The sequence below is a fragment of the Streptomyces manipurensis genome (assembly GCF_049570255.1).
GTDB lineage: Bacteria > Actinomycetota > Actinomycetes > Streptomycetales > Streptomycetaceae > Streptomyces > Streptomyces manipurensis.
In genome coordinates this window covers 6,376,952-6,399,433 of the sequence record NZ_CP186950.1, presented here as the reverse complement: position 1 = coordinate 6,399,433, position 22,482 = coordinate 6,376,952, and the positions used below count along the sequence as shown (strand labels likewise).

The 22,482-nt window shown below is 75.5% G+C and carries 15 protein-coding genes; 12 read left to right on the top strand and 3 right to left on the bottom strand.

Annotated elements, in window-relative coordinates:
* Positions 1-4: 4 nt before the first annotated feature.
* From ACPU2J_RS29080 to ACPU2J_RS29055, 6 genes are all read left to right on the top strand, one after another.
* Positions 5-7,180 carry an amino acid adenylation domain-containing protein gene (locus ACPU2J_RS29080; RefSeq protein ID WP_423835018.1) on the top strand — a complete coding sequence of 2,392 codons (7,176 nt, stop codon included), beginning with the start codon at positions 5-7 and terminating at the stop codon, positions 7,178-7,180.
* Between the two features lie 106 nt (positions 7,181-7,286).
* A complete protein-coding gene (locus ACPU2J_RS29075) occupies positions 7,287-8,111 on the top strand; it encodes a 2,3-dihydro-2,3-dihydroxybenzoate dehydrogenase (RefSeq protein ID WP_399816660.1) in 825 nt (274 codons plus the stop codon).
* A 191-nt stretch (positions 8,112-8,302) separates the two neighbouring features.
* Positions 8,303-9,523, top strand: coding sequence for an isochorismate synthase (locus tag ACPU2J_RS29070; protein ID WP_420082316.1), 1,221 nt, complete (start codon positions 8,303-8,305; stop codon positions 9,521-9,523).
* An 11-nt stretch (positions 9,524-9,534) separates the two neighbouring features.
* Positions 9,535-11,262: a (2,3-dihydroxybenzoyl)adenylate synthase gene (locus ACPU2J_RS29065; RefSeq protein WP_420078928.1), complete on the top strand. Its 1,728-nt coding sequence runs from the start codon at positions 9,535-9,537 to the stop codon at positions 11,260-11,262.
* 57 nt (positions 11,263-11,319) lie between these two features.
* Positions 11,320-11,952: an isochorismatase family protein gene (locus ACPU2J_RS29060; RefSeq protein WP_399816663.1), complete on the top strand. Its 633-nt coding sequence runs from the start codon at positions 11,320-11,322 to the stop codon at positions 11,950-11,952.
* A gap of 101 nt (positions 11,953-12,053) precedes the next feature.
* Positions 12,054-12,509, top strand: a complete 456-nt coding sequence (locus ACPU2J_RS29055; protein ID WP_420078929.1) for a DoxX family protein — start codon at positions 12,054-12,056, stop codon at positions 12,507-12,509.
* Between the two features lie 7 nt (positions 12,510-12,516).
* On the opposite strand, the gene ACPU2J_RS29050 is transcribed toward ACPU2J_RS29055, so the two are convergent.
* Positions 12,517-13,359: a helix-turn-helix transcriptional regulator gene (locus ACPU2J_RS29050; RefSeq protein WP_399816667.1), complete on the bottom strand. Its 843-nt coding sequence runs from the start codon at positions 13,357-13,359 to the stop codon at positions 12,517-12,519.
* Positions 13,360-13,501: 142 nt separating this feature from the next.
* Between ACPU2J_RS29050 and ACPU2J_RS29045 the strand changes: the two genes are divergently transcribed.
* From ACPU2J_RS29045 to ACPU2J_RS29025, 5 genes are all read left to right on the top strand, one after another.
* Complete coding sequence (locus ACPU2J_RS29045) at positions 13,502-14,551, top strand: FecCD family ABC transporter permease (RefSeq protein ID WP_420078930.1); 1,050 nt, start codon at positions 13,502-13,504, stop codon at positions 14,549-14,551.
* A 5-nt stretch (positions 14,552-14,556) separates the two neighbouring features.
* Positions 14,557-15,780 carry a FecCD family ABC transporter permease gene (locus ACPU2J_RS29040; RefSeq protein WP_420078931.1) on the top strand — a complete coding sequence of 408 codons (1,224 nt, stop codon included), beginning with the start codon at positions 14,557-14,559 and terminating at the stop codon, positions 15,778-15,780.
* The gene (locus ACPU2J_RS29035; protein ID WP_361595383.1) at positions 15,777-16,610 is read left to right on the top strand and encodes an ABC transporter ATP-binding protein; all 834 of its coding nucleotides are present in this window, start codon (positions 15,777-15,779) and stop codon (positions 16,608-16,610) included. The genes ACPU2J_RS29040 and ACPU2J_RS29035 overlap by 4 nt, the downstream gene beginning before the upstream one ends.
* A gap of 21 nt (positions 16,611-16,631) precedes the next feature.
* Positions 16,632-17,693 carry an ABC transporter substrate-binding protein gene (locus ACPU2J_RS29030; RefSeq protein WP_420078932.1) on the top strand — a complete coding sequence of 354 codons (1,062 nt, stop codon included), beginning with the start codon at positions 16,632-16,634 and terminating at the stop codon, positions 17,691-17,693.
* A gap of 122 nt (positions 17,694-17,815) precedes the next feature.
* Positions 17,816-19,702, top strand: coding sequence for an SIP domain-containing protein (locus ACPU2J_RS29025; protein WP_423834336.1), 1,887 nt, complete (start codon positions 17,816-17,818; stop codon positions 19,700-19,702).
* A gap of 12 nt (positions 19,703-19,714) precedes the next feature.
* Here the strand turns inward: ACPU2J_RS29025 and ACPU2J_RS29020 are convergent, their stop codons facing one another.
* Positions 19,715-20,503, bottom strand: a complete 789-nt coding sequence (locus ACPU2J_RS29020; protein ID WP_420078934.1) for a VOC family protein — start codon at positions 20,501-20,503, stop codon at positions 19,715-19,717.
* A gap of 246 nt (positions 20,504-20,749) precedes the next feature.
* On the opposite strand from ACPU2J_RS29020, the gene ACPU2J_RS29015 reads away from it, so the two are divergent.
* Positions 20,750-21,736 (top strand): nucleoside hydrolase, encoded by a 987-nt coding sequence (locus ACPU2J_RS29015; RefSeq protein WP_423834335.1) that lies wholly within the window; start codon positions 20,750-20,752, stop codon positions 21,734-21,736.
* Between the two features lie 27 nt (positions 21,737-21,763).
* Here the strand turns inward: ACPU2J_RS29015 and ACPU2J_RS29010 are convergent, their stop codons facing one another.
* Positions 21,764-22,387, bottom strand: a complete 624-nt coding sequence (locus ACPU2J_RS29010) for a DUF5133 domain-containing protein (RefSeq protein WP_423834334.1) — start codon at positions 22,385-22,387, stop codon at positions 21,764-21,766.
* Positions 22,388-22,482 lie beyond the last annotated feature (95 nt).

The following is a 22,482-nucleotide window of genomic DNA, read 5'->3' as shown; positions in this document are numbered from 1 at the left end:
GGACATGCTCCCGCTGTCCCCCTTGCAGCAGGGCATGCTGTTCCACTCCCTCTACGACGGCGCCGCGCCGGACGTCTACACCGTGCAGGTGTCGGTGTCCCTGGCCGGGCCCGTGGACGCGGACCGGCTGGAGCGGGCGGGTGCCGCGCTGCTCGGACGGCACCCGAACCTGCGGGCCGGGTTCTGGCACGAGGGCGTCCCCCAGCCGGTGCAGTTCGTGCCGGCGGAGGTGCCGTTCACGCTGGACCGGGTGGACCTGTCGGACGACCCGTCGCCGTCGGCGGTGCGCCGGGCGGAGCGGGCCGAGCTGAACCGCCGGTTCAGCCTGCACCGGCCGCCGCTGCTGCGGCTGCTGCTGGCGCGGCGCGGCCCGGAGGACCACCTCCTGGTGGTGACGGTCCACCACATCCTGGTGGACGGCTGGTCGATGCCGCTGCTGGTCGGTGACCTGCTCGCGCTGTACGAGGCCGACGGCCGGCCGGGCGGGCCCGCGCCGGTGCGCCCGTACAAGGACTACCTGCGGTGGCTCAAGGCGCAGGACGCGCCGGCCGCGGAGGCGGCCTGGCGGCAGGCGCTGACCGGTCTGGAGGGGCCGACGCTGGTCGCCGCCGCCGACACCGGCCGGATGGCCGTGCGTCCGGGCGTGCACCGGCTGGAGCTGTCGGCGGAGGCCACCGCCCGGCTGACGGGCGCGGCCCGCCGGCTGGGCACCACCCCGAGCACGCTGGTGCAGGCGGCCTGGGGGCTGCTGCTGGGCTCGCTGACCGGGCGGGACGACGTGGTGTTCGGGCTGACCGTGTCCGGGCGGCCCGAGGAGATACCCGGGGTCGAGTCGATGGTCGGCCTGTTCATCACCACCGTGCCGGTACGGCTGGCGGCCCGGCCGTGGGACACCGTGGGCGGGCTCGTGCGCCGCTTCCGGGACGAGCAGAACGGCCTGCTGGCCCACCACCACCTGGGGCTGCGGCTGATCCAGAAGCAGGCGGGCGGCGGCGAACTGTTCGACACGCTCGTCGTGGTGGAGAACTACCCGGTGGACCCGTCGGCCCGGCCGGCGCTGTCCGACGGGGTGCGGGTCGCCGGGGTCGAGGCCCGGGACGGCACCCACTATCCGCTGACGCTCGCCGTGAACCTGGACGAGCGGGCCGAGCTGGCCGTCGAGTACCGGCCGGACCTGTTCGACGCGCGGGCAGCCGCCCGGATCGCCGACCGGCTGGCGGGTCTGCTGGAGCAGCTGGCCGGGGACCCGGAGACGCCCGTGGGCGCGCTGCGGCTGCTCGCGGACGGCGAACCGGCGGCGCTGCGGCCGGGGTTGCGCGGCGAGGTCGTCGAGGTCCCGTGCGGTACGGTCGCGGACCGCTTCGCGGAGCGGGCCGCGGCGGACCCGGACGCGGTCGCGGTGGTCTCGGGCGGACGGCGGCTGACCTTCGCCGAGCTGGACGCCCGCGCGGAGTCGCTGGCCGGACTGCTGGCCGGGCGCGGGGTCGGGCCGGAGGACGTGGTCGCGCTGGCGGTGCCCCGCTCGGCGGACGCGGTCGCCACCCTGCTCGCGGTGCTCAAGACGGGCGCCGCCTACCTGCCGCTGGACCTGGACCACCCGGCCGACCGGCTGGCGCTGATGCTGGACGACGCCCGTCCCGTGTGCGTGCTGACCACGGAGGCGGCGCAGGCGCTGCTGCCCGCGGCGGACGGCCCGGGGGCCGAGCGGATCGTGCTGGACGCCGCCGGGACCCGTGCGGCGCTGGAGGCCGCGGCGGCCGCCGGTGTCCCGGCCCGCCGCCGCCCGCTGCCGGGGCACCCGGCGTACGTGATCCACACCTCGGGTTCGACGGGTGTGCCGAAGGGGGTCGTGGTCACCCACGGCGGCCTCGCGGCGCTGTACGCCCACCACGCGGCCCATGTGTTCGGCCCGGCGGTGGCCGCGGCGGGCGGGCGGCGGCTGCGCGCCCTGCACACCGCGTCGTTCTCCTTCGACACCTCCTGGGAGCAGCTGTTCTGGCTGGTCCTGGGGCACGAGCTGCACGTCCTGGACGAGGCCGAGCGGCGGGACGCCGAGTTCACCGTGGCGTACGTCCGCGACCGGCGCATCGACGCCCTCGACGTGACGCCCACCCACGCCCAGGCCCTGCTGGAGTGCGGACTCCTGGACCGGGAGGCACACCGGCCGGGGCTGCTGCTGCTCGGCGGCGAGGGCGTGCCGGACGCGCTGTGGGGGCAGGTCCGGGAGACGCCCGGGGTGATGTCGGTCAACCTGTACGGGCCGACGGAGTACACGGTCGACGCGCTGGCGGCGGACCTGTCCGCGTCCGCGACGCCGGTCGTGGGCCGGCCGATCGGGAACACCGCGGCGTACGTGCTCGACAGCGCGCTTCGGCCGGTGCCGGAGGGCACCCCGGGCGAGCTGTACCTCGCGGGCGCGGGTGAGGCCCGTGGCTACCTGCGGCGGCCCGCCGCCACGGCGGAACGTTTCCTCGCCGACCCGTTCGGCCCGGCCGGCGGGCGCATGTACCGTACGGGCGACCTGGTACGGCTGCGGCCCGACGGGGAGCTGGAGTTCCTCGGCCGCGCCGACGACCAGGTGAAGATCCGCGGGCACCGGGTGGAGCCGGCCGAGGCCGAGGCGGCGCTGGCCGCCCTGGACGGGGTGTCGGCGGCCGCCGTGGTGGTCCGCGAGGACACCCCGGGCGTCAAGCGCCTGGTCGGCTACGTGACCGGCACCGCCGACCCGGAACGGGCCCGCGAGCTGCTCGCGGAGCGCCTCCCCGAATTCCTGGTCCCGTCCGCCGTCGTGGTCCTGCCCGCGCTGCCCGTGACCGTCAACGGCAAGCTGGACCGCGCGGCCCTCCCGGCGCCGGTCCTCACCGGCAGGGCCTCCTCCCGGGCCCCGCGCGGCCCCCGCGAGGAGGCGCTGTGCGCGGTCTTCTCCGAGGTCCTCGGAGTGGAACGGGTCGGCGCCGACGACGACTTCTTCGCCCTCGGCGGCGACAGCATCGTCTCGATCCGGCTGGTGGCACGGGCCCGCAAGGAGGGCCTGCTGCTCACCCCCCGGAACGTGTTCGAGCACCGTACGCCGGCCCGCATGGCGGCGTCCGCGGGCACCGCCGGCGACGCGGCGGACGGCTCCGGCCTGCTGGCCGCCACCGGCCCGCTGGTGCACCTGTCCGAGGCCGAACGGGCCTCGCTGGAGGCGGCGTTCAGCTCGGTGGCGGAGGTGCTGCCGCTGTCCCCGCTCCAGGAGGGCCTGTACTTCCACGCCCAGTACGACGACCGGGCACTGGACGTGTACCTGATGCAGAACTTCGTGGAGCTGCTCCACGAGGTCGACGCGCCGGCGCTGCGGGAGGCCTTCGAGGCCCTGCTGCGCCGCCACCCGAACCTGCGCTCCGGCTTCCGGCACGAAGGGCTGCCGCAGCCCGTGCAGGTGGTGCCGGACACGTGGGAGCTGCCGTGGCGGGAGCTGGACTGGTCGGACCTGGACCGGGACGGGCAGGAGGCGGCGCTGCGGGAGTTCTCCCTCGCGGACGCCGGTGAGCGCTTCGACCTGGGGGCGCCGCCGCTGGTGCGCGTGACGCTCGTCCGGATGGCCGCCGACCGGTGGATCCTGTGCGTGACGCAGCACCACATCCTGACCGACGGCTGGTCGGAGTCGCTGTTCTTCGAGGAGCTGTTCGCCCTGTACGGCGCCCGGGGCGCGGAGTCGGTGCTGCCGCCGGTCACCCCGTACCGGGACTACCTGCGGTGGCTCGCCGCCGTGGACACCGAGGAGGCGGTGCGCACCTGGCGCGGCCACCTTGCGGGCCTGGACCAGGGCACGCTGGTCGCCGAGGCCGATCCGGCGCGTCCGCCGGTGACCGCCGAGGTGGTCGACCTGTCCCTGGACGAGGAGTCCAGCGACCGGCTGCGCGCGTTCGCGCGGGGGGCCGGGATCACCCTGAACACGGTGCTGTCCACGGCCTGGGCGATGGCGCTGGCCGGGATGACCGGCCGCGACGACGTGGTCTTCGGCGCGACCGTCTCGGGCCGGCCCGCGGGACTGCCGGGCGTGGACCGCATGATCGGCATGTTCATGAACACGCTGCCGTTCCGGGTGGCGCTGCGCCCTGCCGAGCCGGTGCGCGACCTGCTGGTGCGGGTGCAGGCCGAGCACGCCGACCTGCTGCCGCACCACTACACGGGCCTGGGCCGGATCCAGCGCGAGACCGGGATCGGGCAGCTCTTCGACACGCTGTACGTCTTCCGGAACACCCCGCTGGACGACTCCGCCCGCGAGGACGCGGTGGCCGAGCACCACATCGGCTGGACGCACAGCGTGGACGGCACGCACTACCCGCTGACCCTGGCGGTCACCCCGGGCCGGGCCCTGGAACTGACCCTCGCCCACCGGCCCGACCTGTACGACGCCGGTACGGCGCAGCGGCTGGCCGGGCGCCTGGCGCAGCTGGTGCGGGCGATCGCCGCGGACGGTTCGGTCCCGGTGGGCCGGCTGCACACGCTGCCCGAGCCCGAGCGGGCCGGCCTGCTGGAGCTGGGCGACGACACCGGCCACGAGATCCCGGACGTGTCGGTCGCGGACCTCTTCGCGCGGCAGGCGGCCCGGACGCCGGGCGACACGGCGCTGGTCTTCGAGGACGAGCGGCTGACCTACGCCGAGCTGGACGCGCGGGCCAACCGGCTGGCGCGGGCGCTGCGGGCCCGCGGGGCGGGTCCGGAGCGGGTGGTGGCCCTGGGGCTGCCGCGGTCCGCGGACTTCGTGGTCGCGCTGTTCGCCGTGCTCAAGACCGGGGCGGCGTACCTGCCCCTGGACCTGGACCACCCGGTGGACCGGCTGGCGGCGATGGTCGAGGACGCGGGCCCGCTGTGCCTGGTGACCGTGGACGCGGTGGCGGCACGGGTGCCGGTGGTGGCCGGGGTGCCGCTGCTGGAGCTGGACGCGGAGGCCGTCACGGCCGAGCTGGCCGGGCTGTCCGACGCGGGTCTCGCGGAGGCGGAGCTGACGGGCCGCCGCGACGGCCGGCACCCGGCGTACGTGATCTACACCTCCGGTTCCACGGGCCGTCCCAAGGGCGTGGTCGTGCCCTACTCGGGCCTGACGAACATGCTGTTCAACCACCGGGAGCGGATCTTCGCGCCCGCGGTGGAACTGGCGGGCGGGCGCCGGATGAAGGTGGCGCACACGGTGTCCTTCGCCTTCGACATGTCGTGGGAGGAGTTCTTCTGGCTGGTCGACGGGCACGAGGTGCACGTCATCGGCGAGGAGCTGCGGCTGGACCCGGCGGCGCTCACCGCGCACTACGACCGGGTCGGCATCGACGTGGTCAACGTGACGCCGTCGTACGGCCAGCAGCTGGTGGACGCCGGGCTGCTGGACGCCGGACGGCACCGGCCCGCGCTGGTCCTGCTCGGCGGGGAGGCCGTCCCGGACTCCCTGTGGACGCTGCTCTCGCAGACCGAGGGCACGATGGCCTACAACCTGTACGGGCCCACCGAGTACACGATCAACGCGCTCGGCGCGGACGTCGGCGACAGCTCCGGCTCCTGCGTCGGCCGGCCGATCTACAACACCCGTGCCTACGTGCTCGACCGGTCCCTGCGGCCGGCCGCGCAGGGGGTGCCGGGCGAGCTGTACCTGGCGGGCGCGGGTCTGGCCCGCGGCTACCTGGGCCGGCCGTCCCTGACGGCGGAGCGGTTCGTCGCCGACCCGTTCGGCGAGCCGGGCACGCCCATGTACCGCACCGGCGACCTGGTGCGCTGGCGGGCCGACGGCGGGCTGGACTACCTGGGCCGCGCCGACGACCAGGTGAAGATCCGCGGCTTCCGGATCGAGCTGGGCGAGATCGAGTCCGTGCTCGCCGGGTTCCCGGAGGTGGCCGCCGCCGCGGTGACGGTCCACACCGGCGCGACCGGGGTGAAGCGGCTCGTCGCGTACACCGTGCCGGCCGCCGGGGCCACCGGCCCGGACGCCGCGCCGGCCGCGCTGCGGACCCGGCTGGCGGCCGTGCTGCCGGAGTACATGGTGCCCGCCGCGTTCGTGGAACTGGCCGCGCTGCCGCTGACCGTGAACGGCAAGACCGACCGGGCGGCGCTGCCCGCGCCGGACCTCGGCGAGGTCTCCGGGCGGCCGCCGAAAGACGCCCGCGAGGAGGCGCTCGCCGCGCTGTTCGCCGAGGTGCTGGGCCTGGAACGGGTCGGCGTGGAGGACAACTTCTTCGCGCTGGGCGGGCATTCGCTGCTCGCGATGCGGCTGGTCGGCCGGATCCGCGCCGAGCTGGGCGTCCCGGTGCAGGTGGGGACGGTCATGTCGGCGCCGACCGTCGCGGACATCGCCGCGCGGATCGCCGGCGACGCCCGCGACGACGCGCTGCGGGTCCTGATGCCGCTGCGCGAACAGGGCACGGCCGCACCGCTGTTCTGCTTCCACCCGGCGTCGGGCTTCGCCTGGCAGTACACCGGTCTGCTGCGTCACCTGGACGCCGACCGGCCGGTGTACGGGCTCCAGTCGCCCGGCCTGGCCGGGGAGCTGCCCGAGGTCGCGGACGTCGCGGAGCTGGCCGAGCTGTACCTCGCGGAGATCCGTACGGTGCAGCCGGCGGGCCCGTACCACTTCCTCGGCTACTCCTTCGGCGGGACCGTCGCCCACACCCTGGCGGCCCTGCTCCAGGAACGCGGCGAGGAGGTCGCCTTCCTCGGCCTGCTCGACGCCTACCCGACGGAGACCGAGGACTGGTCCTATGCCGAGTCCCCGGAGTGGCGCGAGCGGCTGGAGCGGGAGGAGTCCGGCTTCCTGCTGTCGGTGGCCGGTCTGGAGGCCCCCGAGGACGGCGGCCCCTCGGGCCGGGAGGAGCGGATCGCGGCGATCCGCGACAGCCGCGGCCTGCTCGCCGGGTTCGACGAGCGCCTGCTCGACGCGATCGTGTCGGTCAACGTCGACTGCGTGCGCCTGCTCTCCCGCAGCAGCACCCGGCACTACCGCGGTGACGTGCTGTTCTTCACCGCCTCCCGGACCACCCCGGCGGACCAGGAACCGGCCCTGGTGTGGCCGCGGTACCTGGACGGCCGACTCGTGGAGCACGTCCTCGACCTCGGTCACGACGAGCTGATGTCCCCGGCCGCACTGGCGGAGATCGGCCCGGAGCTGGCGCGCGCCCTCGCTGCGCTGCCGTCGGCGCCGGTGTCCGGCTGACGCCCGTCCGACCCACCGGTCCCGGAGCCGCCGGGCCGCCCCACGGAAGGGGCGGCCCGGCCCGGGACCCCGTACCACCCCCTGCTCACCCGACTTGGAGGACCAGATGCCTGATCCCGCAGCCCCCGGGCACCCGCGGTTCGCGGGCCGGGTCGCGTTCGTGACCGGCGCCGGCAGCGGCATCGGGGAGGCGGTCGCCCGCACCCTGCACGCCCAGGGCGCCTCGGTCGCCGCCACCGACATCCACGGCGGCTCCGTCACCGGACTCGCCGAGCGCCTGACCGGGCGCGAGCGTCCGGAGGGCGCCCCGAAGCCCGGCCGGTTCCTGCCCCTCGCCCTGGACGTGTCCGATCCCGGCGCGGTCCGCGCCGCGGTCGCCGGGGCGGTCGCCGCCCTCGGCCCCGTGGACATCCTGGTGAACGTCGCCGGGGTGCTGCACACCGGCCCGGCCACCGGCATGGACGACGACGCCTGGGCGCGGCTGTTCGCGGTGAACGCCACCGGCGTCTTCCACACCGCGCGCGAGATCGCCCCGGCGATGGCCGGACGCGGCCGGGGCAGCATCGTCACCGTCGCCTCCGACGCGGCGGCCGTTCCGCGCGTCGGCATGGCCGGGTACGCCGCCTCCAAGGCGGCGGCCACCATGTTCACCAAGTGCCTGGGGCTGGAGTACGCGCGCAGCGGGGTCCGCTGCAACGTGGTCGCCCCCGGCTCCACCGACACCCCGATGCAGCGGTCCCTGTGGGACGGCGACGACGTCCCGCACCGGGTGCTGGAGGGCGACCCCTCCGGCTACCGCAACGCCATCCCGCTCGGCAGGATCGCCGACCCGGCGGACGTCGCCGAGGCCGTCGCCTTCCTCGCCTCCGACGAGGCCCGCCACATCACCATGCAGCAGCTGTACGTCGACGGCGGCGCCTCGCTGCGCTGACCGGACCCGCCCGGCACCCCTGCGCGGACCGGGAGCCGCCGCCGGCCGGCCCCTGACCGCGCACCACCCGTACGACCGCCTCCGCCCCGCGCGCAGGCCACCGCCCCGCCCAGACCCGTGCGCGCCACTACGCCACGACACCCCGAGGAGTCCCCGTGCCGACGGTCCGCCCCGCCGCACCCCCCACGCCCGTGGAGCCGCCCGCCGCTCCCGCCCCGTCGTCACGCCCCGACGCCGCCCGCCCGGACGCGTCGGCGCACCCCGCGGTCGGCGCGGCGACCGGCCTGCTCGACGGATACCGGCCGGGGGCGCGCTTCCTGGCCACCCCCACCCGTACGCTGCTCGCCGAGGGCGTGCACGCCGAGGTGCCCGACGGCGCAACGCTGCCGGAGCGGGTCCGCTCCGCGCTCGCCGCGGCCCGTGGCGCGGGGGTGGAACGGCCCCTGGTGATCGGCGCGATCCCCTTCGACGCCGACGGGCCGGCCGCCCTGGTGGTCCCGCGCACCGTGCGCAGCGGGCCCCCGCTCGGCGCCGACCCGCTGGTGGCGCTCCCACCCGGCGAGCCCGAGCCGCTGGAGTGGACGGTGTCCGAGGAGCCCTCCGCGGAGGTGTACGGCAAGGCCGTCGCCACGGCCGTGTCCCGCATGAACGACGGCGAGTTCGACAAGGTGGTCCTCGCCCGCACCCTGGAGCTGTCCGCCCGCGGCCGCACGCCCGACCTGGCCGCCCTGCTGGGCCGGCTCGCCCGGCGCGACCCCTCCGGCTACACCTTCGCGCTGCCCACCGGCCCGGACCGCACCCTGCTCGGGGCCAGCCCCGAACTGCTGGTCTCCCGCCGCGGCGGGGCCCTGGTGGCCAACCCGCTCGCGGGGTCGGTGCCGCGCAGCACCGACCTGGCCGAGGACGTGCGCCGGGCCGCCGCGCTGCTGGAGTCCGCCAAGGACCTGCACGAGCACGCCGTGGTCGTCGACGGGGTGCGCGCGGCCATGGCCCCGTACTGCACGGACCTGGAGGTGCCGGAGCGGCCGACGTTGGTGCGGACCGCCGCGATGTGGCACCTGTCCACCACGGTCACCGGCCGGCTCGCCGATCCGGACACCACCGCGCTGGACGTGGCGCGCTCCCTGCACCCGACGCCCGCCGTCTGCGGGACGCCGACCGACGTGGCCCGCCGGGCCATCGCCGAACTGGAGCCGTTCGACCGGGGGTTCTTCACCGGTGTGGTGGGCTGGCAGGACGACTCCGGCGACGGCGAGTGGGTGGTCACCCTGCGCTGCGCGGAGGCCTCCGGGGACCGGCTGAGGCTGTACGCGGGCGCCGGTGTGGTGGCCGCCTCGGACCCGGCGGCGGAGACCGCCGAGACCGCCGCGAAGTTCCGTACCTTCCTGCGCGCCGTGGGGGCATCGCTGTGACCGTGAACGACGTGACCTCGAACGACGCGACCGTGAACGACGTGTCCTGCCAGACCGCGCCCGAGGACGACGCGCCCCTGTGGCCCGCCGAGTTCGCCGAGCGCTACCGCGCCGCCGGCCACTGGCGCGGCGAGACCCTCGGCGGCATGCTGCGCGAGCGGGCCGCCGCCCACCCGGAGCGGGTGGCCGTGGTGGACCCGGCCGGCGGGCCCGACGGCGCCCGCCGGGTCTGGACCTACGCCGAGCTGGACGCGCGCGCCGACCGGATGGCCGCCGGCTTCGCCGCCCGGGGCATCGCGCCCGGCGACAAGGTGGTGGTGCAGCTGCCGAACACGGCCGAGTTCTTCGAGGTGGTCTTCGCCCTGTTCCGGATCGGGGCGCTGCCGGTGTTCGCGCTGCCCGCCCACCGGCAGGCGGAGATCGGCTACTTCTGCTCCTTCACCCAGGCCGTGGCCTACGTGGGTCCGGGCCGGCTGGCCGGATTCGACCACCGCGAGCTGGCCGCGGCCGTCCGCGCCGAAGTGCCGGGACTGCGGCACGTGTTCATCGCCGACGCGGACCCGGGCCCGTTCACCGCCCTGGCGGACGTGCCCGTGGAGCCGGGGGCCGAGGACGCCGCCCGGACCGGACCGGCGCCGGGCGACCTCGCCTTCCTTCAGCTGTCGGGCGGCAGCACCGGCGTGCCCAAGCTGATCCCCCGCAGCCACGACGACTACCTGTACTCGGTGCGCGCCTCCAACCCGATCTGCGGGGTGACCGAGGACTCCGTCTATCTGGTGGCGCTGCCCGCGGCGCACAACTTCCCGCTGTCCTCGCCCGGTTCGCTGGGGGCGTTCTACGCCGGCGGGCGCGTGGTCATGTGCCCGCAGCCCGCCCCGGAGACGGCGTTCCCGCTGATCGAGCGGGAGGGCGTGACGATCACGGGAGTGGTGCCGCCGCTGGCCCTGCTGTGGACGGAGGCCGCGGCCACCACGGAGCACGACCTGAGCAGCCTCGACGTGCTGCTGGTCGGCGGCGCCAAGTTCGCCGAGGAGGCGGCCCGTCGCACCGGTCCCGCCCTCGGGTGCCGGCTCCAGCAGGTCTTCGGGATGGCCGAGGGCCTGGTCAACTACACCCGGCTGGACGACCCCGACGAGCTGGTCCACTCCACCCAGGGCCGGCCGATCTCCCCGGACGACGAGATCCTGATCGTGGACGACGAGGACCGCGAGGTGCCCGCGGGCACCACCGGACACCTGCTGACCCGCGGCCCGTACACCATCCGGGGCTACTGGCGGGCCCCCGAGCACAACGTGCGCTCGTTCACCGCCGACGGGTTCTACCGCACCGGGGACATCGTCCGGGCCCTGCCCACCGGCCACCTCGTGGTGGAGGGGCGGGCCAAGGACCAGATCAACCGGGGCGGCGAGAAGATCGCCGCCGAGGAGGTGGAGAACCACATCCTGGCCCACCCGTCGGTCCACGACGCGAACGTGGTCGCCGAACCAGACCCGTACCTCGGTGAGCGGACCTGCGCCTACGTGATCCTGCGGCCCGACGCCGAGCCCCTGCGCCCGGCCGCCGTGAAGTCCTTCCTGCGCGGGCGCGGCCTGGCCGGCTACAAGGTGCCGGACCGGGTGGAGTTCGTCACCGCCTTCCCCACCACGGGAGTCGGCAAGGTCTCCAAGAAGGACCTGCGCGCCGCCGCCGCGTCCGCCCCCGGCGGCGACGGGGCGCCGCACCCCGCGCCCCTCTCCTGACCGGCCGCCGGACTCCCCTCCGGCGGCCCCCGCACCAGAACCGAACGGAACACCACGATGAGCCTGCCCCGCATCGACGCCTACCCCCTGCCGTCACAGGACGGCCTGCCCGCCAACCGGGTCGGCTGGAAGCCGGACCCGGCCCGCTCCGTCCTGCTCGTGCACGACCTGCAGAACCACTTCCTGTCGGCCTACGGCGAGGGGTCGGCGACGGTCGACGCCCTGCTCCGGTCCGTCGCCCGGCTGCGCGCCGAGGCCGACCGGGCGGGCGTACCGGTGCTGTGGACCGCCCAGCGCGGCGGTCAGAGCGCCGAGGAGCGCGGCCTCCAGCAGGACTTCTGGGGGCCGGGCCTGCCGGCCGACCCGTTCGCGGAGGCCATCCCGGACGCCGTGGCCCCGGCGTCCGCGGACAGCGTGCTCACCAAGTGGAAGTACAGCGCGTTCGTCCGGACCGACCTGGCCGAGCGGATGGCGGCCCTCGGCCGCGACCAGCTGGTGATCACCGGCGTGTACGCGCACATCGGGGTGCTGCTGACGGCCGCCGACGCGTGGATGCGCGACATCCAGGCCTTCGTGGTGGCCGACGCCGTCGCGGACTTCTCCGAGCGCGAGCACCGGATGGCCCTCGAGTACGCTGCCGGCCGCTGCGCCCACGTCACCACCGCGGACCGGGTCGCCGCCGCCTGGTGACCCCGGCCTCCGGGCCCCTTCCCCACCCCTCGCTTCTCCACCCCCCGCGCCGCACCGCTCAGTCCGACCGCAAGCTCCACGTCCCCCTTGAGGAGTTCCCCATGTCCGAGCGTCTGTCCACCGCCCAGCCCTACGTCCTGGGCCTGTTCCGGATCGTCACCGGTCTGCTGTTCGCCTGCCACGGCGCCGCCTCGCTGTTCGGCGTCCTGGGCGGCGCCCACGGCGGCGGCACCGTGCCGGCCGGGGCCTGGCCCGGCTGGTACGCGGCCGTGATCCAGCTGGTGTGCGGCGGCCTGGTGCTGCTGGGCGCCGGCACCCGCAGCGCGGCCTTCCTGGCCTCCGGGTCGATGGCCTACGCCTACTTCGTCCACCACCAGGGCGACGCCCTGTGGCCGCTGCAGAACAACGGCGAGTCCTCGGCGATGTTCTGCTGGGCCTTCCTGCTGCTGGTGTTCACCGGCCCCGGTGCCTTCGCGGCGGACCGGCTCTTCGGGGCCCGGGCGGGGAGCCGGGGCGGTGGCGACGCCACCGCCCCGGCGGTGACCGCCGGCGCGTGAGACCCGGTCAGCCCGGCTCCTGCGCCCGCTGCTGGGCGTAGGAGCCGGGGGTCCGGCCGAAGTACCGGCGGAAGGCGAGGATGAATCCGTTGGTGCTGACGAAGCCGACCTGGGCGGCCACCAGGCCCACCAACTGCCCCTGCCCCAGCAGGTACAGGGCGTGGTTCAGCCGCAGCCGGGTGCGCCACTCGGAGAAGGCCATGCCGGTCTCCGCGCGGAACGCCCGGCGCAGGCTGGTGGAGCTGGTGTAGAGCTCGGCCGCCCACTGGGTGGCCGTGCGGCCGTCGCTCGGGTCGCGGGCCAGCCCCTGGGCCACCGCCAGGGCGGCGGCGCTGACCGGCTGCGGCAGGGGCAGGCTGTCGGGGTGCGCGGCGGACAGCGCCGCGAAGGCCTTCGGGCAGTCCGGTCCGGCCGTGCTGCTGCGCATCCGGCCGAGCAGCAGGGCGCGTTGGGCGTCCGTGACGTTGACCGGGGTGGGTTCGGCGTAGGGCAGGTCGAAGAGCTCGGCGTCGAAGGACTCCGACACCACGATCGCGTCCGGACCGAACCGGGCGCTGTGCACGATGCCCGCGGGCAGCCACAGGGCGACCGCCGCGGTCAGTTCGTGGTCCTGGCCGAGGGCGGACACCGTGATCCGGCCGAGCGGCACGTACAGGAACTGGTGGAAGTCGTGGACATGCGGCGGGTGTCCGGCGACGGTGATGTAGTCGTCGTCGGCGAGCACCGGCGGCCCGGGCGGCGGAACGCGTTCCGGCCGGCGGGTGGTGGTGGCGCGGGTCCTCGGGACCGGGCGCGGCGTGGTCGAGCGCCGTGCGGGGTCCATGGTCGTGTGCGGGGTCATCGTGCTCATGTAATCCCTCCCGTTCGTGGCAGGGCCCGAATCTGACCCCTCACTGCGATCGTTCTGCCTCCGGCATTGGACCGCACGCCACTGCGGTAAGGCTAACCTAAGTTCCGTCCAGTGGAACCTGGTGAGGAGCCTCCGAACCCCCATGAATCGATCCGCCCCGCCGGTGGCGGCGTCGGCCCCGCCCGTGGCGCGCACCCGCGCGGCCCGCGGTGCGCCGGTCGCGCTGCTCGCCTGCCTGATCCTGTCGGTGGTGGTGATCGCCGGCATCGGCCTCGGCGCCCGCGACATCCCGGCGACGTCCGTCGTACGGATCCTGTTCGACCCGTTCGGCACCGGCTACGACCACGACGTGCTCTGGACCGAACGGATCCCCCGCACCCTGCTGGGCCTGCTCGTCGGGGCCGCCCTCGGCGCATCCGGCCTGGTCATGCAGGCCCTGACGGTCAATCCGCTGTCCGACCCCGGGATCCTCGGGGTGCAGCAGGGGGCCGCCCTCTTCGTGGTGCTCGGCATCCTCGTCCTGGACGTGAACGACGCGAACGGCTTCTTCTGGCTGGCGCTGGCCGGCGCCGCCCTCACCGCCGCCGCCGTCTGTCTGATCGGCACCCGCACCCGGGCCGGCAGCAGCACGCTCGGCCTCGTCCTGGCCGGCGTCGCTGTGGCCGCGCTCCTCGCCTCCGTGGTGACCCTGCTGGTCGTGCGCGACGAAGTGGTCTTCTCCTCCCTGCGGTTCTGGTCGGTGGGACAGCTCGCCGGCCGCTCCTCGGTGCTGGACGAGATCACCCCCTTCGTGCTGGCCGGACTGCTGCTCGCCCTGCCCCTGGGGCGCACCCTGAACGTGCTCGCCCTCGGCGCGGACACGGCGCGCGGGCTGGGCGTCCGGGTCGAACGGGCCCAACTGCTCGGCGCCGCCGTCGCGGTGCTGCTGTGCGCGGCCGCCACGGCGGCCGTCGGCCCGGTGGCGTTCGTCGGCCTGGTCGCCGCGCACGTGGCGCGCATGCTCGTCGGCTCCGACCACCGCTGGTCGCTGCCGCTGTCCATGGCCTGCGGGGCGATCCTCCTCGTCGGCGCCGACACGCTCGGCCGCCTGGTCCTGGACCACGGCGAGGTACAGGTCTCGGTGATGACCGGCATCGTCGGCACGCCCTTCTTCGTGTGGCTGGCCCGGCGCCGCGACCTGGTGCGGATGTGAGGAACATGCCCGACACCCCCGTGACCACCGCGGACTCCGCACCGCCGCGCACCCCGTGCACGGACGCGCCCGGCACCCCGTGCGCGGACACGCCCGGCACCGCACCCGCAGCGCGCACCGCGAAGGACGCGCCGGCCGGCCGGTCCCCCCGAGCCGTCGCCGCGGACACCCGTCCCGCGGCGCGGGAGGGCGGCGCGGCCGCCACCGCCGCACTGCTGGGTGCGGCGCGGCGCGCGGCGAACCGGCGCCTCACCCTGGTCTGGGCGGTGCTGCTCCTGCTGCTGGTGGGCCTGTTGGCCGCGTCGCTGCTCCTCGGCGGCCTGCGCACCTTCGGCGTCGGCGACGTCCTGCCGGCCGCCTTCGGGATGCGTACCGGGATCGCCGACTACGTGATCCACCGGATCCGGCTGCCCCGGGCCCTGGCTGCCCTGCTGGGCGGCGCCCTGTTCGGGCTGGCCGGCGCCCTCTACCAGCGGCTGGTCCGCAACCCGCTGGCAACCCCGGACATCGTCGGCGTCTCCGCCGGTGCCGGAGCCGGAGCGGTCACGATGCTGCTCCTGGTGCCGGCCGTCCCCCTCGGGGTCGAAGCGGCCGCCGTCGGCGGGGCGTTCGCCCTGGTCGGCGCGGTGCTGGCGCTCAGCCGGTCCGGCGGCAAGGTGGACACCTACCGCCTGGTGATCATCGGCATCGGCCTGGCGGCGGTCTGCACCGCCTACACCAACTACCTGTTCACGAGTGCCGGCAAGCAGGGCCTGAGCCAGGTGATGCGCTGGCTGATCGGCAGCGTCAGCGGCGCCACCTGGGACGGCGTGACCACGCTCGCGGTCTCCCTGGCCGTGTGCGCGCTCTGCACCGTGCCCGTGCACCGGGCGCTGTCCGCGCTGTCCCTCGGCGACGACCTGGCCGCAGGACTGGGCTCCCGGGTCGGCGCGGCCCGTACGGCGGCCCTGCTGCTCGGCGCCGCCGCGGCAGCGCTGGCGACCGGCGTCGTCGGCCCCATCGGGTTCGTGTCCCTGGTCAGCGGTCCGATCGCGGCCCGGCTGGTCGGTACCGACCGGGCCCTCGTCCTGGCCCCCGCGGTCGGTGCGGCCATCGTCCTGGGCGCCGACGTCGCGGCCCAGCACGGCCCCCTGATCTCCCCCGTGCCCACCGGGGCCGTCACGGCGCTGATCGGCGCCCCCTACTTCGTCCTGCTGATCCTGCGCCGCGGGCAAGGAGCCCCCTCATGAGCCACCCCGTCACGGACCGCCCCGTCACGGACCCGTCCGCCCCGCCGGCCCTCGCGGCCCGCGCGCTCACCGCGGGCTACGACGGGAGGACCGTCGTGGACACGCTGTCGCTGGAGATCGAACCGGGCCGGATCACCGCCCTGGTGGGCCCCAACGCCTGCGGCAAGTCCACCCTGCTGAAGTCGATGGCCCGGCTGCTGCCGGTGGCCTCCGGCTCGGTGCTGCTGGACGGCCACGACATCCACGCCCTCCCCACCCGCGAGGTCGCCCGCCGGCTCGGCATCCTGCCGCAGACCCCGATCGCCCCCGAGGGCATCACCGTCGGGGACCTGGTGCGGCGCGGCCGCCACCCGCACCAGCGGTTCGGGCAGCGCAGCAGCCCGGCCGAAGACCTGATCGTCGCCGAGGCACTGGAGGCCACCGGTACCGCAGAACTCATCGGCCGTCCCGTGGACCAGCTCTCCGGCGGCCAGCGCCAACGGGTGTGGATCGCCCTGGCCCTGGCCCAGGAGACGCCCACCCTGCTGCTCGACGAACCCACGACCTACCTCGACATCGCGCACCAGATCGAGGTCATGGACCTGCTCGCCGAACTGAACGAGCAGACCGGCCGGACCATCGTCCTGGTCTCCCACGATCTCAACCAGGCCGCCCTGTACGCCTCGACCATCGTCGCCCTGCGCGACGGCCGGATCGCCGCGCAGGGCAGCCCGCACGAGGTCCTCACCGAGCAGACCGTCGCCGAAGTCTTCGGCCTGGACTGCATCGTCGTCCCCCACCCCCGTTCCGACCGGCCGCAGATCTTCCCCCTCGGCCGCCGGCACCGCTGATCCCGCACAGGAGAACCACCCTTGTCCACGTACGCCGGAACCCGCACCTCCACCGCCCGTCGCCTGCGGCGGACCGCCACCGCCACGGCCGCCGCGCTGTCGCTGACCCTGCTCGCCGCCTGCGGCGGGGGCTCGGAGGACAAGGGCTCGGACAAGCCCGCCGCCGCCTCGGCCGAGGCCGGCGCCTTCAAGGCCGTCAGCCAGAAGAACGCCTGGGGCACCACCGAGGTCAAGAAGAAGCCCGTCAAGGTCGCCACCGTCTCCGACGGCGACACCTCCATCGCGCTCGCCCTCGGCGTCGTCCCGGTGATCACCCCGGACGTCGAGGACGGCTCCCCCGTGCCGCAGTTCAAGCAGCAGGCCATCGACGGCCTCAAGGCCGGCAAGCTCAAAACCTACGACGACACCGACGGCACCGCCTACGAGGCGATCGCCGCCGAAGCCCCCGACATCATCCTGGGCATGAACACCTGGGAGATGGACAAGGACTACGAGAAGCTCGCGCCGATCGCCCCGGTCGTCACCTACACCGACAAGCCGCAGGCCGACACGCTCACCTGGCAGGAGCGCCTGCGCCGGGCCGCCCAGGCCCTCGGCCTGGAGGCCAAGGCCGAAGAGGTGATCGCGGCCAACGACAAGGCCACCGCCGACGCGGCCGCCGCGCACCCCGAGTTCAAGGGCAAGAAGTACACCTACGCGGTGGTCCACCCGGAGCAGATCAGCTTCATGTCCTACGAGGCCCAGGACCCGGGCATCTTCGAGAAGCTCGGCTTCGTCAAGACCGACAAGGCGAAGAACTACGCGCCCGACAAGAACGGCGTGAGCATGGAGAACCTGGACCAGCTCGACGCCGACGTCCTCCTCGTCACCTACCCGTTCGGCGACCGCGGCGTGATCAGCCCGACCGAGCTGGAGGGCAACAAGCTGTTCCAGTCGCTGAACGCGGTCAAGGGCAAGCACTTCGCGGTGGTGCCCTCGGACAACAACCTGGCCTCCGCCATCGCCTACCCGGACGCGCTGAACGCGCCCTGGGCGACCGCGCAGCTGACCCCGCTGCTGGCGAAGGCCGTCGCCGGCAGCTGACGCGCCCCGCTGCCGCCCGGCCCGCCCCCCGCACGGGGCGGGCCGGGCGGCGCCCGTGTACGCCGCACCCTTCGCGCGCCCGGCGGCGCGCCCCATCCCCGTACGATCCGAGGAGCCTCTCCATGTCCAGCCGCAATCCCCGTTCCGTCGTCACCTTTCCCATCGTGCTGCGGGAGCTGACGGTGCTGCGCGTCACCGACGTGACCCCGGGCATGCGGCGGGTCACCCTGGGCGGACCGCAGCTCGGGGCCTTCCACAAGGACGGGCTCGACCTGCCCGGGCTGAGCAGCGAGGGCTTCGACGACCACGTCAAGTTCTTCTTCGCCGAGGAGGGCGCCGACGCGCCGGTCCTGCCCGGCCAGAAGGTCTCCAGCCTCGACTGGCCCGCGGACGCGCGGCCGCTCACCAAGGACTACACCCCGGTGCGCCACGACCCCGGCGCCGGGGAGATCGACTTCGACTTCGTCAACCACGCCGGCGGGGTGGCGTCCTCGTGGGCGCAGGGCGCGAAGCCGGGTGACGTCACCTGGATCGCCGGCCCGAAGATGTCGCACCGTCACCCGGAGGGCGCGGACTGGCTGCTGGTCATCGGCGACGAGACCGCGCTGCCCGCCATCGGACGGTGGCTCGCCGAGATGCCGGAGGGCACCCGGGCCCGGGTGTTCGTCGAGGTCGGCGAGGACAGCCACCGCCAGGAGCTGCCGACCCGGGCGGACGCCGAGATCACCTGGCTGGTGCGCGACGGCGCCCCGGCCGGCACCACCGACCTGCTGGAGTCCGCCGTCCGCGCAATGGAGTGGCTGCCGGGCACGGTGTTCGCGTGGGCGGCCGGCGAGAGCGTCACCCTCAAGGGCATCCGCCGGCACCTGGCCGTGGACCGGAAGGTGCCCCGCGAGCAGACCCACATCACCGGCTACTGGCGGCGCACCGCGCCGCCGGCCGCCGCTCCGGCCGCCTCGGCCGCGCAGGCCGACGTCCTCGCCGCGCAGACCGCCGAGCCGGAGCCGGAGGAGACCGACCCGCACGACCGGCTGCACGAACTCACCGACCTGGCCCCGGGCCTGGCCATCCGCGCGGCCGTCACCGTCGGCCTGGTCGACCTGGTCTGGCAGGGCGTACGGACCGCGCGGGAACTGGCCGACCGGTCCGGCACCGACCGGCGGACCCTGGCCACCCTGCTCGCCTACCTCGTCGAGCTGGAGGTGTTCTCGGCCGGTCCCGACGGGTACCGGCTGACCCCGGTGGGCGAGGAACTCGTCGAGGACGACCACTCCCTGGAGGAGTACGACCTGCGCGGCGCGCACGCCGCCCTGGACCTGTCGCTGTCCGGGCTCCACGAGACGCTGCGCACCGGCCGGGCGGGCTACCGGACGGCCTCCGGCGCGCCGCTGGCCGTCGCCATGGCCGCGGACGAGCGGCTCGGCGCGTCCGCGCGGGAGGCCGTGGAGGACGAGGCGCTGTGGATCGCGCCGGGCGTGCGCACCGGACACGACTGGGCGTCGGCCGGGTCGGTCACGCTGACCGGTCCGGGCGCGGGCGCGGTCGCCGGCAGCCTCGCGGCGGCCTTCCCCGGCCTGTCGGTCGCGGTGGCCGGACTGCCGTCCGCCCTGCGCACCGTCGCCGACCGGGTGCTGGAGACGGCGGTGCGCGACCGGGTACGGCTGCTGCCGACCGGCGGCGCGGTCCCGGCGGGCGACCGTACGGTCCTGCTGTGCCGCCTGCTGGAGCAGCTCCCGGACGAGGACGCGGTGCTCGCGCTGCGCGAGAACGCCGCGGCCGTGGCCGAGGACGGCGCGCTGCTGCTGGTCGAGCAGGTCGAGGGCGCCGACGGCATCGAGGAGGACACCGAGGCGGCCCTGCACCACCTGCGGCTCAAGGCGGCCTTCGGTTCCGGGGTGCGCACGGAGCAGGACGTCGAACGGCTGGCGGCCCTCGCGGGGCTGCGGGCCGTGTCCCGGCGCGACATCGGCTGGGACCACCGCATGTGGGAGCTGACGGCGGCGCGCTGACCGCGAGGGCCCTCAGCGGCGTCCGGCGGTGTCCTCGCTGACGGTGAAGAGGGCCCCCGCCCGGTCACGGAGGGTGACCCGGCGGTGGGTCGGGGTGGTGCGGACGGGCGTCACGGCGGCGCCGCCGCGCCGGACCGCCTCCCCGACCGCCCCGTCGAGGTCGGCCACGGCGAAGTGGACGTGCCACCGGGGCCGCACCTGCGGGTCGGGGGCGTCCTCCACGGCGCCGGCGTCGATGCGGGCCACCGTCTGGTTGCCGCGGCGCACGACCACGTGGTCGTGCTCGTAGGCCACGTCGCAGCAGCCCGGGCGGCCGCAGGCCCAGTCCAGGACCTCTCCGTAGAAGACGGCCGCGGCGAACGCGTCGCGGGTGCTGAGCTCCACCCATGCGGCCGTGTCCTCCCGGCCGGCGTTCCAGGCCTGGACGACCTCGCCCTCCCAGAAGCCGAACACGGCCCCGTAGGGGTCGGCGGCCAGCGAGGCGCGCCCGGTGGGGAGGGCCAGCGGCCCGACCGCCATGGTCGCGCCGCGCTCGCGGATGCGGGCCGCGGTCACCTCGGCGTCGTCGACCGCGAAATACGGGGTCCAGGCGGTCGGCACCCCGAGCTGCGGGGTGAGCGCCCCGACCGAGGCGACGGGCCGGCCCGCCAGCAGCGCGACGCGGAAGTTCTCGCCGATCCGGGTGGTGCGGAAGGTCCAGCCCAGCACGGCGGCGTAGAACTCCTGGGCCTCGGCGAGGTCGGGGGTGGCGAGATTGACCCAGCAGGGCGCGCCGAACACCTCACGGCTGGTCGTGGTCATTGCGCCGCCTCCGATCGCCGGCCCGGCATCCGGTCCGTCCGCAGGGCGCGTGCCCCACCCGACCCCACTCCTAACACAACGGGAGGAACCGGGCCATTCCTGACACTGCCGGACAGGGGTGCCGACGGCACCGGTGAGACGGCGGAATCCGGCCGCGGCGGAAGGGTGTGCGGCCCGCGCGGTGCGCAGACTGGACCCGGTGGCGTCCGTCGCAGTGGCGGTGGACCGAGGGAGAGGTGTCCGTCCTTGAGCGTTCCCGTTCCGATCGTCATCGACTGCGACCCGGGGCACGACGACGCCCTCGCGATCCTCCTCGCGGCCGGGGATCCGGCGGTCGACCTGCTGGCCGTCACCACGGTGGCGGGCAACCAGACCCTGGACAAGACCACCCTGAACGCCCTGCGGGTGTGCACCGTCGCCGGCCTCACGGGGGTCCCGGTGGCCGCGGGGTGCGCCGGCCCGCTGGTGGAACCGCTGCGGGTGGCCGAGGACGTGCACGGGGTGTCCGGGCTGGACGGCCCCCGGTTCCCCGAGCCGTCGGTGGCGGCCCGGCCCGAGCACGCCGTGGACCTGCTGGCCCGGATCCTGGCCGGGCACCCGGAGCCGGTGACCCTGGTCCCGACGGCCCCGCTGACCAACATCGCCCTGCTGCTCACCCGCCACCCGGAGCTGGCGGGCCGGATCGGGGAGATCGTCCTGATGGGCGGCTCCACGGAGCGCGGGAACACCACCCCGGCCGCGGAGTTCAACATCCACACGGACCCGGAGGCCGCCGACATCGTGTTCCGCAGCGGCGTACCGGTGACCATGTGCGGGCTGAACGTCACCCACCAGGCCCTCGCCACCCCGGAGGTCGTCGCCCGCTTCGAGGCCCTGGGCACCGAGCCGGGCCGGATCTGCGCCGAGCTGCTGGGCTTCTTCGCCGGCACCTACCGCCGGCTGTGGGGCTTCCCCGCTCCCCCGGTGCACGACCCCGTCGCCGTCGCGCGGGTCCTGGACCCGGGCCTGGTCACCTGCGTCGACGCGCACGTGGCGGTGGAGCTGCACGGCCGCCACACGCGGGGCGCGACCGTGGTGGACCTGCACGGCACGCTGGGCCGGCCGCCGAACGCGCGGGTCGCCGTCGCCCTGCGGGCCGACGCCTTCTGGGACCGGATGGTGGCGGCGGTCGCCGCGCTGGGCGGCGGCCCCGGCCGGGGGGCGCCGGCGACGGGGGACGGCACGGGTCCGTAGGAACCGTGCCGTCCCCCGCCCTCCGGATCAGAGGGCCGGGCCGAGCGGCAGGCCGCGGCTCCCGGCCGGCGGCAGCCGGTGGGCGGCCACGGCCTCCTCCGCGGCGACCAGGGCGCAGTGGGCGCTGCGCTGCCCCGTCAGCACGCACAGCGTGTACGCGGCGTCCTCCAGGGCGGCGCGCAGCGTCGGGTCGTCGGGCGCGGCGAGGGTGCGGCGCCGGGCGGACCGCAGCAGGTTCAGCTGCCGGCGCAGCACGTCGGGCGCGGGCTGCGGGCCGTCGCCGACGGAAGTGGGGGCGGGCGGCGCGGACCGGGCGTGCTCGATCTCCGCCCGCAGGGCCCGCCCGCGGTCCGGGTCGACGTCGTCGGGCCGGGTGCGGGTGGCGAGGACCGTCCGGGCCATGAGCCGGTGGGTGACACCGGCCGCCAGTGCCGCGTTGCCCAGGAGGCGCCGGGCGGTCTCGGCGGTGCAGGGCACCAGGGCCATGAGGATGCCGGTCGCGCGGGCGGATTCGGCCCGGGCCTCGGCGCCGTCGGCGCCGGCGCCGCCGGTTCCGCGGACGGGTCGGCCGTCGTGGTGCGCCGGGGCGTACGCGGCCCGGACGGCGCCCCGGACGGGGGCGGGGCGGTGGGGTTGCGGGTCCTGCTTCATCCGCCGCTCCTCGGTTCCGGTGGGGGTGGATGCCGCTGTGTAGCACCCCCGCGACGGGCGGCCGGCCCGCACACGCGGCTGGCCGGAAACAGTCC